This window comes from Streptomyces lomondensis (assembly GCF_014651035.1).
Classification (GTDB): Bacteria; Actinomycetota; Actinomycetes; order Streptomycetales; family Streptomycetaceae; genus Streptomyces; species Streptomyces lomondensis.
Window position 1 is genome coordinate 163479 of sequence record NZ_BMWC01000001.1, and the last position, 13683, is coordinate 177161.

Sequence of the window (13683 nt, forward strand, 5' to 3'; positions counted from 1 at the left end):
GCCTGATCGTAGGCCCACTAGGCTCCTGCGCTTCGGTGCCGGGCGCGAGGAGGGCTGTGGATGTGGGCTCGGGGCGGTTGTACGCGGCCGTCGCGGCGGGCGGCTTCAGGCGGTACGCGACCTATCGGGCGGCCATGCTGGCCGGGATCTTCACCAACACCGTCTTCGGTCTGATCCTGGTCTACACATACCTCGCGCTGTGGGACGAGCGACCCCACCTCGGGGGGTACGACCAGGCGCAGGCCATCACCTATGTGTGGATCGGCCAGGCACTGTTCAAGACGCTCGGCATCAGCGGCGGCGGCTTCGAGGACGAGCTGATGGAGCGCATCCGCACGGGGGACGTCGCCGTCGACCTGTACCGGCCCGCCGACCTCCAGCTGTGGTGGATGGCGGCCGACGGCGGCCGGGCGCTGTTCGAGCTGTTCGCGCGCGGGGTGCCGCCCTTCGTCATCGGGGCGCTGCTCTTCCCGCTGGCGCTGCCCGGGGACGTGATGGCCTGGCTGGCGTTCCTGCTGGCCGTGGCGCTGGCCTGGGTGGTCGGCTTCGCCCTCCGGTACCTGGTGGCGCTGTCGGCGTTCTGGCTGGTCGACGGCACCGGGGTGGTCCAGATGTCGTGGTTCGTCGGGTGGTTCTGCTCGGGGATGATGCTGCCGCTGAACGTCTTCCCGGGCGTGTTCGGCGACATCGTGCGGATGCTGCCCTGGTCGTCGGTCCTCCAGGCGCCGGCCGACGTCCTGCTCGGCGAGGCCGACCCGCTCGGCACGTACGCCTTCCAGGCGGCCTGGGCGGTGGCGCTGCTGGCGGCCGGGCGGCTGCTGCAGTCGATGGCGACGCGCCGGGTGGTGGTCCAGGGTGGCTGAGACGGTCGGGGAGCGTACGCCCGCGCGGGTCCGGGAGGGGCTGCGCGCCTACGGGCTGATCGCCGCGATGTGGATCCGCTCCACCATGGCCTACCGCACCTCCTTCGCCCTGACGACGTTCACGAACTTCGCGGTGACCGGGCTCGACTTCGTCGCGATCCTGCTGATGTTCTCCAGCGTCGACGCGCTCGGCGGCTTCTCCCTGCCCGAGATCGCCTTCCTCTACGGCCTGTCCAGCCTGGCCTTCGGGCTCGCCGACCTGCTGATCGGGTCGATGGAGCGGCTGGGGCGCCGGGTGCGCGACGGCACGCTGGACACGCTGCTGGTGCGGCCCGCGCCGGTGCTGGCGCAGGTGGCCGCCGACCGTTTCGCGCTGCGCCGCCTGGGCCGGGTCACACAGGGCGCGCTCGTGCTGGGCTACGCCCTGACGGCGCTGGACATCGACTGGACGCCGCTGAAGCTGCTGCTGATGCCGGTGATGGTGGTCAGCGGCGGGGCGATCTTCTGCTCGGTGTTCGTGGCGGGCGCGGCCTTCCAGTTCGTGGCGCAGGACGCCTCGGAGGTACAGAACGCGTTCACGTACGGCGGGGCGACGCTGTTGCAGTACCCGCCGGTGGTGTTCGCGCAGGATCTGGTGCGCGGGGTGACCTTCGTGCTGCCGCTGGCCTTCGTCAACTGGCTGCCCGCGTCCTATGTGCTGGGGCGGCCGTATCCGCTGGACCTGCCCACGTGGGTGGCGTTCGCGTCGCCGCTGGTGGCGGGGGTCTGCTGCGCGCTGGCCGGGGTGGCGTGGCGGACGGGGCTTCGTTCGTACCGCAGTACAGGGAGTTGACCGTGGACCGGGTGGACGGCGTGGATGACGCTTTTATCGAACTCGACGGTGTGGAGAAGGTCTTCGAGGTGCGCAGGAAGACCGGCTTCCTGAAGCGGGAGCGGCGGCAGGTGCGGGCCGTCGACTCGATCTCCTTCCGTGTGGAGCGCGGCGAGATGGTCGGCTACATCGGCCCGAACGGCGCCGGCAAGTCGACCACGATCAAGATGCTGACCGGCATCCTCACACCGAGCGCGGGCCGGCTCCGGGTGGCCGGCATCGACCCCTCCCGCGAGCGCACGCGCCTGGCTCACCGCATCGGCGTGGTGTTCGGGCAGCGCACGACGCTGTGGTGGGACCTGCCGCTGGTCGACTCCTACCGGCTGATGCACCGCATGTACCGGATTCCCGACGCCCGTTACCGCGAAAACCTCGACCGGCTGGTCGAACTCCTCGACCTGGCCGACCTGCTGGACGTGCCGGTGCGGCAGCTCTCGCTCGGCCAGCGGATGCGCGGCGACATCGCGGCGGCGCTGCTGCACGACCCGGAGGTGCTGTACCTGGACGAGCCGACCATCGGGCTCGACGTCGTGTCCAAGGCCAGGGTACGGGAGTTCCTGCGGGAGTTGAACGCCGAGCGCCGTACGACGGTGCTGCTGACCACGCACGACCTCCAGGACATCGAGCAGTTGTGCAAGCGGGTGATGGTCATCGACCACGGGCGCCTGATGTACGACGGGCCGCTCGCCGGGCTGCACGAGGCGGGGGAGAGCGAGCGGACGCTGGTCGTGGACCTGGAGCGTGAACTGCCGCCGATCGAGGCTCCGGCACCCGCGCGGGTCGTCCGGGTGGAGGGGCCGCGGCAGTGGCTGGCGTTCCCGGCGGCGGAGTCGGCGGCTCCGCTGGTGGCGCGGATCGCGGCGGAGTATCCGCTGGTCGACCTGTCGGTGCGGGAGCCGGACATCGAGGCCGTGATCGCCAAGATGTACGCGGAACAGGCCGGGCGAGCGGTCTCGTAGCCCCCGGCGGGGTGAACTCGTAGGCTGCTGTGTATGACCGACGACGCAGTCCCGGACCTCCGCGCCTCCGACGCCGACCGTGAACGGGTCGCCGGCATCCTGCGGGACGCCCTCGCGGAGGGCCGTCTCGACATGGAGGAGTTCGAGGAGCGGCTGGACGCGACGTACCGGGCGCGGACGTACGGGGAGCTGGCGCCGATCACCCGGGACCTGCCGGCCACGGGCGTCGCCGTGCCCTCCGTGTCACTGGCCAAGGAGCCCGCCGCCGGTCCGGACTGGTCCCGGCGGATCGTCGGCGGTGGGGGCACCTCGACCTGGGCCGCAGCCGTGATGTCCGCGTTCCAGCGCAAGGGGTCCTGGACGGTGCCCCGGCGGTTCACCGCCGTCGCCTTCTGGGGCGGCGGGGAGCTCGACCTGCGCGAGGCGAACTTCGCGGACCGCGAGGTCGAGATCAACGTGGTCGCGATCATGGGCGGGGTGGACGTCATCGTGCCGCCCGGGGTCGAGGTCGTCGTGCGCGGCGTCGGGATCATGGGCGGCTTCGACCACCGCGAGGAGGGCGTGCCCGGTGCGCCCGGCGCCCCGCGCGTGATCGTCACCGGCTTCGCCTTCTGGGGCAGCGTAGGGGTCCAGCGGAAGCTGACACGGGCGGAGAAGCAGCGGATCCGGGAGGAACGGCGTCGGGAGAAGCTGGAGGGGAGGGCGTCCCGGGGGGAGCTGGACTGAGACGCCGCTGCTGACTGCGGGCAGGCGTGCCGCTAAGGGCGGCACGGGTGGGCGCAGACGGCACCCCATTGCGCAGGGTTGCGCACCCACCCGGCCTCAGCACCGAGTGACGGCAGCCGGAACTACAGCTCCGCCGGCGCCGACCCCTTCAGCGACTCCAGATCGAACGCCTCAGCCATCCGCGTATACCCCTTGTCGCTGGGGTGCAGATGATCCCCCGAGTCGTACACCGGCCGCAGCCGCCGAGGGTCGTACGGATCCCGCAGTGCCCTGTCGAAGTCGACGACCGCGTCGAACACCCGCCCCGCCCGGATCTCGGCGTTGATGCTCTGCCGCACCGCCTCACGCGCGTCCGTGTACCCCCGGTGCCCGTAGAACGGCATCAGTGTCGCCCCGACCACCTTCAGTCCACGGGCGTGCGCCTGCCCCACCATCGTGCGCAGCCCGTCGAGGATCGCGTCCGGGTCGGCGAGCCGCGGATTGCGCAGGATGTCGTTGACGCCGAGGTCGATGACGACGACCTTGACGTTCGTCCGCTCCAGCACGTCCCGCGAGAAGCGGTTCAGCCCGCTGGGATTGTCCGCGGGGCGGCCCAGTCCGTCGGTGAGGATCCGGTTCCCGCTGATGCCCTGGTTGACGACGCTGTAGCGCGGCAGGTCCCGCCCGGCCTGGATCTCCGCGCGTAGCCGGTCGGAGAGAACGTCGGTCCACCGGTTGTTGGCGCCCGAGGTGGAGGTGATGCCGTCCGTCAGCGAGTCGCCGAGGACGACCACCGTCCCCTCGGACTCGTTGCTCAGCACGTCCAGCGCGGTCAGATAGCGCCAGTACCCGCTCTGCTCGGTGTACGGCGTGCCCGTCACGTCCCGCGCCTGGTCGCCCTGGGCGACGTAGGAGGTCTGCCGGGCGTGCGGGTGGTACGTCACCGGGCCGGCGCTGGTCGGCGTGTACGTGGTGATCAGGACGTCCGCGTCGTGCGGGACGACGATGCGCACGGCGTCGCTCATCACCTGCCCGCCGGGCGGGACGACGACCGCGGGGACGCCGTTGAAGGTCAGCTGCCGCATGGTGTCCGGGAGCGCGGCGGGCGTGCCGCTGCCCGCGGCGACGGCGATCGAGGCCTGCGTGATGTTCAGCGGCGACTGGCCGTAGAGATTGGACAGCGTCACACGGGCACTCGTACCACCGACGCTGGTGTGGACGACGTTGCGCACCGAGCGGTTCGCCATGCCGGTCCTCTCCGTGCCGGGCTCGGCGCCGGCCGGGGAGGTGGACCAGGTGCCGACCCAGGTGCCGGTGGAGGCGGGGGCGGCGGAGTTGTTCGGGACGCGGCCGTCGGCCAGGGCGTTCCGGTTGCGGGTGCCGTCGTCGGACGCCACTCCGACGTATATGGCGGTGGAAAGGGCCACGATCGCTGCGACGACCACGGCCAGGAGGGCGTAACCACGACCCCGGGTCATGCTCTGTAGTTCTCCTCGGGCGATGGGAGCCTCAGGCTCCGATCTGATGTTCCCATGATGCGTCATGGGCAGGGGGGAACTCACAGGACCCCGTGGCATTACCCCCTCCCGACAGACGCCGGGAACTCCTGTTCCGTTCCAGGAGTCGGTCAGGAAGGGACAATGTGTGCGGGATCACCAAGCGGGTGGAGCGGATGGAACGGACAAAAGTGGAAGAAAAAGGCGGCATCGCGGGGCAGCATGCCCGCCCCGGCCCCGTCGTGAACCGTGCGATGACGAGCTTCAGCCCGGCGGATGAGGAGAAACAGCGCGGCGTGCGCCGCATGAAACTCACCGCCACCGGGCTCCTGCTGTTCGTCGCCGTGGTCTACGTCCTCGCCAAGTGGGCGCAGAACTCGGGCGCCGGCCCCTGGGCGGGCTATGTCGCCGCGGCCTCCGAGGCGGGCATGGTCGGCGCCCTCGCCGACTGGTTCGCCGTCACCGCCCTCTTCCGCCACCCCCTCGGCATCCCCATCCCGCACACCGCGATCATCCCCACCAAGAAGGACCAGCTCGGCGTCTCCCTCGGCGAGTTCGTCGGGGAGAACTTCCTCTCCGAGGACGTCGTACGGCAGCGGCTGCGCGCCGTCGGCATCGGCAGCCGCCTCGGCGCCTGGCTCGCGGTCCCCGAGCACGCCGACCGGGTCACGGCCGAGCTGTCCACCGCCCTGCGCGGCGCCCTGACGGTCCTGCGCGACTCCGACGTCCAGGCCGTCGTCGGCGAGGCCATCACGCGCCGGGCCAATGCCCAGGAGATCGGGCCCGGCATCGGCAAGATGCTGGAGAAGGTCGTCGCCGACGGCGGCCACAAACGGGTCGTGGACCTGATCGTCAACCGCGCCCACGACTGGCTGGTCCTGCACCGCGACGAGGTCATGGACGCCGTGGAGGGCGGCGCCCCCGGCTGGACGCCGAAGTTCGTCGACAGGAAGGTCGGCGAGCGCGTCTACAAGGAACTGCTGCGTTTCGCCACCGAGATGCGCGACATGCCCGCCCACCCCGCGCGCGGCGCCCTGGACCGCTTCCTCACCGATTTCGCGGGCGACCTCCAGTCCGACACCGACACCCGCACCCGCGTCGAGCGGCTCAAGAGCGAGGTGCTCGGCCGCGGCGAGGTCCAGGACCTCATCGCCAGCGCCTGGACGGCCGTACGGTCCATGATCGTCGCGGCGGCGGAGGACGAGCGCAGCGAGCTGCGGCTGCGCGTGCGGGCCTCGCTGCTGTCGCTGGGCTCCCGGATGGCGGCCGAGCGCAAGGTGCAGGACAAGGTCGACAAGTGGGTCGAGGACGCGGCCGTGTACGTCGTCACCACCTACCGCAAGGAGATCACCTCCCTGATCACCGACACCGTGGCCGGCTGGGACGCCGAGCACACCACGAAGAAGATCGAGGCCAACATCGGCCGCGACCTGCAGTTCATCCGCATCAACGGCACGGTGGTCGGCTCACTGGCCGGCCTGTTGATCTACACGGTGTCGCACGCGCTGGGGGCGTGAGGCCGGGGCGTAGGAAAAGGCGCTCAGGGCACTCGACCCGGGTTCTTCTCGATGAGGAGGGAGCCCATGACCACCGCGCAGGCCGGGACCGGCCGAACCGTCACCACCGACATACCCGCCCGCCTCGACCGCCTCCCGTGGTCGCGCTGGCACTGGACGATCGTCATCGGCCTCGGCACCGTGTGGATCCTCGACGGCCTCGAAGTCACCGTCGTGGGCAACATCGCCGGCCGCCTGTCGGAACCCGGCAGCGGCCTGCCCATCACCTCCGGCGAGGTCACCGGCCTCGCCGCCGCCCTGTACGTGGCGGGAGCCTGCTCGGGCGCCCTGTTCTGGGGCCGCCTGACGGACAAGTGGGGCCGTAAAAAACTCTTCATGATCACCCTGGCGGTCTACCTCGGCGCCACCGCCCTCACCGCGATCGCCTTCGACACCTGGTGGTTCTTCCTCTTCCGCTTCCTCACCGGCTTCGGCATCGGCGGCGAGTACGCGGCGATCAACTCCGCGATCGACGAACTGATCCCCAAGGAGTACCGGGGCCGCGTCGACCTGATGATCAACGGCAGCTTCTGGCTGGGCGCGGTCTTCGGATCGCTGCTGTCGATCGTCGCGCTGGACACGGACCTCTTCGCGGCGAACGTCGGCTGGCGCCTCACGTTCGCACTCGGCGCGGTCCTGGCCCTGGTCATCCTCCTGGTCCGCCGGCACGTCCCGGAGAGCCCCCGCTGGCTGCTCATCCACGGCCGTGACGGCGAGGCGGAACGCATCGTCTCCTCCATCGAACGGAAGATCGAGGAGGAGCGGGGCGAGCCGCTGCCGCGGCCGGACGGCGAGATCACCATCCACCAGCGCCGCAGCGTCTCCTTCCTGGAGATCGGCCGCACGGTGTTCTCCGACTACCGCCGCCGCGCGATCCTCGGCTTCTCCCTCTTCATCGGCCAGGCCTTCCTCTACAACGCGATCACCTTCGGCTTCGGCGCCATCCTGACGACGTTCTACGACGTCCCGACCGGCAGCACCGGTTACTACTTCGCGGTCATCGCCCTCGGCAACTTCTTCGGCCCGCTGCTCCTCGGCAAGCTCTTCGACACGGTCGGCCGCCGCGTGATGATCTCCGGCACCTACCTGCTCTCCGGCCTGCTCCTCTTCGGCACGGCCTGGCTCTTCGACCAGGGCGCGCTGAGCGCGGGCACGCTGACGGCCTGCTGGTGCGCGGTGCTGTTCTTCGCCTCGGCCGGCGCGTCCAGCGCCTACCTGACGGTCTCCGAGGTCTTCCCGATGGAGACCCGCGCCATGTCCATCGCCTTCTTCTACGCCATCGGCACGGCGGCCGGCGGCATCAGCGGCCCGCTCCTCTTCGCCGACCTCACCGGCACGGGCCAGGTCGGCGACACGGTCCTCGCGTTCCAGATCGGCGCGGCGCTGATGTGCCTGGCGGGCATCGCGGCGGCGATCCTCGCGGTCCGGGCGGAACGCCGCTCCCTGGAGGACATCGCCAAGCCCCTGACGGCGACGTCGGCGGACAAAGCGCGCCCGAGGTCGAGGACGACGACCTGAGCCGCGCCGCGGGCGGCGGTGCGGCCGCTGGGCGACGGAGTCCAGGGGCTACGGCGATGAGGGAGCAGGGCTGCGGCCACCGGGCTCATTGGGCTGGGGCCTACGGGGGCCAGGGGTTGCGGGGCTCGGGGGTGAGGGGCTCGGACTTACGCGGGTCAGGGGCTGCGGCCCGACCGGGCCAGGGGCTGCGGCCCACGGGCCCAAGAGCTCGGGCTCACGCGGGCCAGGGGCTACGGCCCCACTGGGCCCAGAGGACCGGACTCACGCGGGCCAGGGGCTGCGGCCCAGGGGGCCAGAGGCTGCGGCCCACGGGTCCCAAGAGCTCGGACTCAAGCTGGCCAAGGGCTACAGCCCCCATGGGACCCCGGGCTACCGCGGGAGCGCCCAGGTGTTACTGGGTCCCACCCCGTCGTCGCAGCAGCAGCAACCCGCCCGCGACAGCGGTGATGCCCGCGGCGGCGGCCCAGCCCACGGCCTCCTCCGACCCGGTGGCGGCGAGGTCACGGCCCGCGGCGGGGGACGCCGAGGCACTCGTCGCCGTCCCCTGCGGCCGAACATCACCGGCCCCACCGGACGGGTCACCGGACGGGCTCGGCGTCGCCGCCGGATCCGCCGCCTTGTCCCGCGTGAACGCCAACGTGCCGAAGCCCAGCTGGTCGTAGCCCCCGCTGTTCGGCCCGTAGTCGCCGCCCCCGCCCTCCGGCGCGGTCTTGGCGGCGGCACGCGTGACGTACGAGGCCGACAGCCCCCGCCGCTTGGTGTAGTGGTTGGCGATCATCGCCCAGATGGGACGGGTCATGGCCGGATCCGCCGCCGCGACATCGGAGGCGGTCTCACTGCCCGACCACCCGCCGATCGCCCCCTTCTTCCGCGTGTTGGCGGTATACGGCACATCCCCGCCCAGGCTCCACTTGGCCACGTACTGCGCACCCTTGAGGAACCGGCTGTCGTCGTAGCCGTACAGATCGACGCCCTGGTTCCACGCCATCTCGCACACCGTGCCCATCAGCCCGACCCCGAGCAGCGCGTGCCCCTGGTCCCGCCCGGCCTCGACCCACTCGCCGAGCCCGTCCTCGTGCACGACCGGGATCGCGTGCTTGACCGACCCCATGCCGTCCCCGTGCTTGAAGTACTCCACGGCCCGGTCGACGATGGCCCGTTCGTCGCAGAAGATCCCGGTGGCGAGCACACAGGCGATCGCCGTCAGGTCCCAGTTGGGCCAGTAGTTGGTGACGACGGCGTTGTTGTGACGGGTCAGGAAGTCGTCGCTGAGCGGATGGAAGACGTCCATCAGCAGCTCCTGGGCGCGCCCGAGCCGGAAGTCCCCGTGCTCCCGCACGAGTTCCGCCGCATTGGCGAACTGGTAGCCGTACAACCCCGCCGCCAGGAACCGGTCGGCACTGCCCTCCAGCGCGGTCAGCTTCCCCGACCAGGCGTTGAGGATCGCCACGGCGGTGTCGGCGTGCGCCTCCTCGCCACTGACGTGGTACCGCAGGGCGTTCTGGTAGGCGGCGTGGATGTCGTTGTAGAGGATCCGGTAGTTCTCCGGCGTACCCGACCCTCGGTACACGGTGGCCTGCGGATTCGCCTGCCAGCCGCTCTGCGCGTGCCGGTTGGCGGTGAGCTTGGCGAACCCGGCCGTGTAGGGTCTCGCGCCCGCCTTCACCTTGGCCGCCATACGGTCCAGATCGGTACGGGTGTGCAGCAGGCCGGGGTGGGCGAAGGGGCCGTCGGCGGCGGTGGCGGGCACGGCCGTACCCACACCGGCGCCGATACCGACGGCTCCGGCTGCCGCGCCCGCGGCCTTCAGCATGCTCCGGCGGCTGATCTGTCGTGTCACGTCGTCGTACCTCAGCGTCGTAAGTCGCGTACCTGCGGGGGACGGTGAGGAGACGGCCGGACCGTGCAGGCGATAACAAAAACTGCGCTATAGTTGATCTGCATCCGGTCGCCGGAACTCCGGCAGACGGACAGTGCGTTGGTGGTCCAAGGAAAGACGCCCCACTTCCTGTGGGGAGATGCAGGTGCAAGGCCTGCCCGGCGCTCCGACAAGAACCCGGCCCTGGGTTTCAGGGCCGGGTTCTTTGCTGTGCGCTCGGTGTACTGGCTGGGGGGCGGCCGGTCGGTGCGCCCGTAGTGACTGACCGCCGGCCGCTCAGCCGCGCCGGTCCGCCACCACCCACGACGCCAGCCCCACAGCCCCCGCCACCCCGAACACGGCAGGCCAGGCCCCGACCTTCTTGGCCAGCGGATGCGACCCGGCGAACGCGGCGACATACGCGGCCGACAACGCCCCCGCGGCCACCCCGCCGGCCTGCTGCCGCCACTGCCGCGCGGCCGCCGCCCCGGCGACGGCGAGCACGACCCCGCCGAGCTGCCGCTTCCTGCTCGGCATGAGTCGAGGCTTGTCAAGTTTCCTCCTCCGAGCTATATAAGAAGACGCAGAACGTAAGGGCATCGCACAGGCAGCGCCTGAAGAGAGGAGTGACCAGTGATGCTCATGCGCACGGACCCCTTCCGTGAACTCGACCGACTCACCCAGCAGGTCTTCGGCCCGGCCACCCGCGCGTCGGCCATGGCGATGGACGCCTACCGCTCCGGGGACGAGTTCCTCGTCCACTTCGACCTCCCCGGGATCGACCCCGAGTCGATCGAGCTGGACGTCGAGCGCAACGTCCTGAACGTGCGAGCGGAGCGCAGGTCCCCCGCCCCCGAGGGCGCGGAGCTGCTGGTCGCCGAGCGTCCCACCGGCAGCTTCACCCGCCAGCTCTTCCTCGGCGACACGCTGGACACGGACCGCATCGACGCCTCGTACGAGGCGGGCGTCCTGACCCTGCGCATCCCGGTGGCCGAGCAGGCCAAGCCCCGCCGCATCCAGATCACGGGCGGCGACAGCCGCAAGCAGCTCAGCGGCTGACCGCGGCCCCGTACCCACGCACCCAGAGGGCTGTCCCGGGCTGTCCCGAGGACGTCCCACCCCCGGGACAGCCCAGCACCCCACCCCCACCCCGCGCCGCCGGCGTCGGAGCCCGGCGGCACGGGGCAGGACAGCATCCGGAGGAAGACCCGCACATGAGCGCGACGACGGTGCACAGTGTGACGACGGTGCCCAGCGTGACGATGTCACCCACGACCCCGACGACCCTGATCCCCGCCCCGCCGCACCACCCCCGCCCCCGCGGCGGCGACGACGCCTGGACCGAACTGATCGAGGCGGTGCGGGAGTCGGGCCAGTACACCACCAGGTCGGAGGCGGAGCGGGTCACCCGTATCGTCCTGTCAGCCCTCGGCGGCCACGTGATCGGCGACGAACGGGTCGACCTCGCCCGCGCCCTGCCCGAAGAGGCCGCCAGAGTGGTCGCCGCCCAGATCCCGGTGACGCGCCGGCTCACGGCGGCGGAGTTCGTCGAATCGGTCGCGGCCCGCATCGAGGGAGCCACCCCCGCCACGGCCCGCTGGGACGTCAGCTCCGTCCTCAGCGTGCTGCCGGACCTGGTCGGCGACGACCTGGTCACCCGCGTCCTGGCCCAACTCCCGCCGGGATACGCCCTGCTGTTCGGCCGCGCGGACCTGTGCCCGACGGCGTGACGCCGTGACGCCGTGACGCCGTGATCCGAGGCGGGCGGTGAGGGGAGAATCGGGCCGGATCACCCACCGGAAGAAGGCCAGTTGAACGCCCCTGACCCGACCGTCCTCACGACTGCGGACGGCATCCGCATCGCCTACCGCGATCACCGATCCACGCCGGAGCCCGCCCGCGACCCCGTCCTCCTCCTGCACGGCCTGGCAGGCCACCAGGGCGAGTGGGACGGGGTCGCCGCCCGCCTGTCCGCCGACGGCCACCGCGTGGTGACGTACGACGCCCGGGGCCACGGCGCCAGCACCCGCCCTGGAGCAACGAGAGGACGGCTGGCACCCGGCGTTCGACCGCTCCACGATCATCGCCACGGTCGCCGAACTGGCCACCACGGCCTACTGGCCCGAGTGGTCCCGCATCACCTGCCCGACCCTCCTCATCCAGGGCGAACACGGCACGATGCCCCCGGACGAACCGGCCACGATGCTCACCCACCGCCCGGCCACCCGCCTCACCCGCATCCCGAACGCCGGCCACGACGTCCACCTGGACCAGCCGGACGGCCTCTACGAGGCGATCAGAACCTTCCTGGCGTGAGCCCCCGCCCCCGCCCCGCCCCCGTCCTTGACCTCAACCAAACTTGAGGTCCTACGTTGCTCGCATGACCACAGAGGCCGAAACCCTGAAGGAATACCCCGACGAGGAACTGGCCGCACAGCCCATCGGCGCATGGACCGGCGAGGCCTTCCGGAGGGTGGTAGGAGCCCTACGAGCCCAACTCGCGGTCGAGAACCTCACCCAGCCCCACTGGTGGACCCTCAACCACGTCGCCGGCGCCCCCGGCACCTGGACCCGCACCACGCTGACCGACCGCCTCACCCCCTACGACGACCAGAACACCGACTTCGACCAGGTCTACGACGACCTGATCACCCGAGGCTGGCTCACGGAGGACGCGACGGGCGCCATGACCCTCACCGACCAGGGCGAGGCGGGCCGCCTCCGCGCCCGCGACCGCAACCTCCAGGTCCACCACCAGGCCCACGAGGGCATCGACACGGCCGACTTCGTCACCACCATCAACGTCCTGCGCCGGATCGTCGCCAACCTCGGCGGCAACGGGAACCTGCCCGACTAGTCACTCGACTCGAGCCTCAGCAACCCGGGCACATCGCGGGCAGGCGTGACACGCGCGTGCCCTCGCCGAGGACTCCGCCGGCCGGGCCGAGCAGGTGGGCCGAGCGGGTCACGACGTCCGCGGTCAGCCGGGGTCCGCGCAGCGCGGGATCCTCGGCGAGCGCGGTGGCCAGCGCGGTGAGCGCCACCCGGGCCCGGCGGACCAGGCACAGCTCCGGGTGGACGGCCCACACGGGCAGCCCCCGCGCCGCCCCGGCCAGGGCGGGGAAGGACGGCAGCCCGCACTCGGCGGGCACGAGCACCGCTTCGTACCGGTCCGCGCCGGGCAGCGCGCGCAGGAGAGGGGGGAGCCGTTCCTGCGGGGCGAGCAGGGCCAGGGCGGTGGCGGTGGCGGTGGCGCCGGTGCCGTGCCCGCGCTCGGGCGTCCGCGGGCGGTGCGCGGCGGTCCGCACGGCCCCTGACATGAGGATGTCCGCGTCTGGCACCAGGATGTCCGCGTCTGTGGCCAGGATGTCCGCGTCCCGCACCTCCACCGCCAGCCCCACCGCACGGGCCGCGTCGGCGACGCGTTCGGCGAGGGAGTCGCTGTCGCCTGCGGTGCCGGGCGAGGGCGGCCCCGCCGTGGCGGCCACCACGTGCAGGAGGCTCGCGCCCAGGGCCACGGCACCCTCGGCCAGCGTCCGCGCGAGCCGGCTGTCGTCGGCCGCCCAGCTCGCCGCGGGCGGACGGCCCCGTACGAAGGGCAGCAGGCAGGCGAGCCGGGCCTCCTCATAGGCCGCGATCGCACCGTCGGCCACGGTGGGGTCGGCGTGGCCGACGACCGCCGCGTAGCCCTCGGCGGTGACGGCGTCGGCGACGCCCCGGGCCTCGTGGTGCACATGCCAGTCGGCCGCTCCCGGGGCGACGGCACGGATGCGGTCCACCTCCGCGAGGAGGACCGCCCCCGACGCCGTGCGCGGCCCGGTCAGCGGTGCGACGACTGCGACGGCCGGTGCGGGCAC

At 71.7% G+C, this 13683-nt stretch carries 14 protein-coding genes and 1 pseudogene; 11 read left to right on the forward strand and 4 right to left on the reverse strand.

Annotated elements, in window-relative coordinates; genetic code table 11:
- Positions 1-56: 56 nt before the first annotated feature.
- Genes IE255_RS00695 through IE255_RS00710 form a run of 4 tightly spaced genes read left to right on the forward strand, consistent with a single transcriptional unit; the run spans position 57 to position 3419 of the window.
- The gene (locus IE255_RS00695; RefSeq protein WP_190048114.1) at positions 57-863 is read left to right on the forward strand and encodes an ABC transporter permease; all 807 of its coding nucleotides are present in this window, start codon (positions 57-59) and stop codon (positions 861-863) included.
- Complete coding sequence (locus IE255_RS00700) at positions 856-1695, forward strand: ABC transporter permease (protein ID WP_229906230.1); 840 nt, start codon at positions 856-858, stop codon at positions 1693-1695. Before IE255_RS00695 ends, IE255_RS00700 begins: the two co-directional genes overlap by 8 nt.
- An 11-nt stretch (positions 1696-1706) precedes the next feature.
- Positions 1707-2693, forward strand: a complete 987-nt coding sequence (locus tag IE255_RS00705) for an ABC transporter ATP-binding protein (RefSeq protein ID WP_229906302.1) — start codon at positions 1707-1709, stop codon at positions 2691-2693.
- A 33-nt stretch (positions 2694-2726) separates the two neighbouring features.
- Entirely contained in the window at positions 2727-3419 is a 693-nt protein-coding gene (locus tag IE255_RS00710) for a DUF1707 SHOCT-like domain-containing protein (protein WP_190048115.1), read from the forward strand.
- Between the two features lie 122 nt (positions 3420-3541).
- Here the strand turns inward: IE255_RS00710 and IE255_RS00715 are convergent, their stop codons facing one another.
- Positions 3542-4876, reverse strand: coding sequence for an SGNH/GDSL hydrolase family protein (locus IE255_RS00715; protein WP_190048116.1), 1335 nt, complete (start codon positions 4874-4876; stop codon positions 3542-3544).
- A 194-nt stretch (positions 4877-5070) separates the two neighbouring features.
- Between IE255_RS00715 and IE255_RS00720 the strand changes: the two genes are divergently transcribed.
- Both IE255_RS00720 and IE255_RS00725 read left to right on the forward strand, forming a co-directional pair.
- Entirely contained in the window at positions 5071-6411 is a 1341-nt protein-coding gene (locus tag IE255_RS00720) for a DUF445 domain-containing protein (RefSeq protein WP_229906231.1), read from the forward strand.
- Positions 6412-6477: 66 nt separating this feature from the next.
- Positions 6478-7968, forward strand: coding sequence for an MFS transporter (locus IE255_RS00725; RefSeq protein ID WP_190048118.1), 1491 nt, complete (start codon positions 6478-6480; stop codon positions 7966-7968).
- 391 nt (positions 7969-8359) lie between these two features.
- Here the strand turns inward: IE255_RS00725 and IE255_RS00730 are convergent, their stop codons facing one another.
- Positions 8360-9781: an alginate lyase family protein gene (locus tag IE255_RS00730; RefSeq protein WP_190049299.1), complete on the reverse strand. Its 1422-nt coding sequence runs from the start codon at positions 9779-9781 to the stop codon at positions 8360-8362.
- 342 nt (positions 9782-10123) lie between these two features.
- Positions 10124-10363: a hypothetical protein gene (locus tag IE255_RS00735; RefSeq protein ID WP_190048119.1), complete on the reverse strand. Its 240-nt coding sequence runs from the start codon at positions 10361-10363 to the stop codon at positions 10124-10126.
- A gap of 99 nt (positions 10364-10462) precedes the next feature.
- On the opposite strand from IE255_RS00735, the gene IE255_RS00740 reads away from it, so the two are divergent.
- The 5 genes and pseudogenes from IE255_RS00740 (at position 10463) to IE255_RS00755 (ending at position 12683) form a co-directional block, all read left to right on the forward strand.
- Complete coding sequence (locus tag IE255_RS00740) at positions 10463-10885, forward strand: Hsp20/alpha crystallin family protein (protein WP_190048120.1); 423 nt, start codon at positions 10463-10465, stop codon at positions 10883-10885.
- Positions 10886-11088: 203 nt separating this feature from the next.
- The gene (locus IE255_RS00745) at positions 11089-11556 is read left to right on the forward strand and encodes a DUF2267 domain-containing protein (RefSeq protein ID WP_190049300.1); all 468 of its coding nucleotides are present in this window, start codon (positions 11089-11091) and stop codon (positions 11554-11556) included.
- 81 nt (positions 11557-11637) lie between these two features.
- A pseudogene (locus IE255_RS38955) lies at positions 11638-11814 on the forward strand (hypothetical protein); the annotation flags it as partial.
- 112 nt (positions 11815-11926) lie between these two features.
- Entirely contained in the window at positions 11927-12142 is a 216-nt protein-coding gene (locus tag IE255_RS38960) for an alpha/beta fold hydrolase (RefSeq protein WP_229906303.1), read from the forward strand.
- 64 nt (positions 12143-12206) lie between these two features.
- Positions 12207-12683, forward strand: coding sequence for a winged helix DNA-binding protein (locus tag IE255_RS00755; RefSeq protein ID WP_190048121.1), 477 nt, complete (start codon positions 12207-12209; stop codon positions 12681-12683).
- Positions 12684-12699: 16 nt separating this feature from the next.
- On the opposite strand, the gene IE255_RS00760 is transcribed toward IE255_RS00755, so the two are convergent.
- Positions 12700-13683, reverse strand: a complete 984-nt coding sequence (locus IE255_RS00760) for a hypothetical protein (RefSeq protein WP_190048122.1) — start codon at positions 13681-13683, stop codon at positions 12700-12702.

Coding starts and splice junctions, on each gene's coding strand:
- IE255_RS00710 (WP_190048115.1), top strand. CDS start 2,727: ATGACCGACGACGCAGTCCCGGACCTCCGCGCCTCCGACGCCGACCGT.
- IE255_RS00715 (WP_190048116.1), bottom strand. CDS start 4,876: ATGACCCGGGGTCGTGGTTACGCCCTCCTGGCCGTGGTCGTCGCAGCG.
- IE255_RS00720 (WP_229906231.1), top strand. CDS start 5,071: ATGGAACGGACAAAAGTGGAAGAAAAAGGCGGCATCGCGGGGCAGCAT.
- IE255_RS00725 (WP_190048118.1), top strand. CDS start 6,478: ATGACCACCGCGCAGGCCGGGACCGGCCGAACCGTCACCACCGACATA.
- IE255_RS00730 (WP_190049299.1), bottom strand. CDS start 9,781: ATGCTGAAGGCCGCGGGCGCGGCAGCCGGAGCCGTCGGTATCGGCGCC.
- IE255_RS00735 (WP_190048119.1), bottom strand. CDS start 10,363: ATGCCGAGCAGGAAGCGGCAGCTCGGCGGGGTCGTGCTCGCCGTCGCC.
- IE255_RS00740 (WP_190048120.1), top strand. CDS start 10,463: ATGCTCATGCGCACGGACCCCTTCCGTGAACTCGACCGACTCACCCAG.
- IE255_RS00745 (WP_190049300.1), top strand. CDS start 11,089: ATGTCACCCACGACCCCGACGACCCTGATCCCCGCCCCGCCGCACCAC.
- IE255_RS00755 (WP_190048121.1), top strand. CDS start 12,207: ATGACCACAGAGGCCGAAACCCTGAAGGAATACCCCGACGAGGAACTG.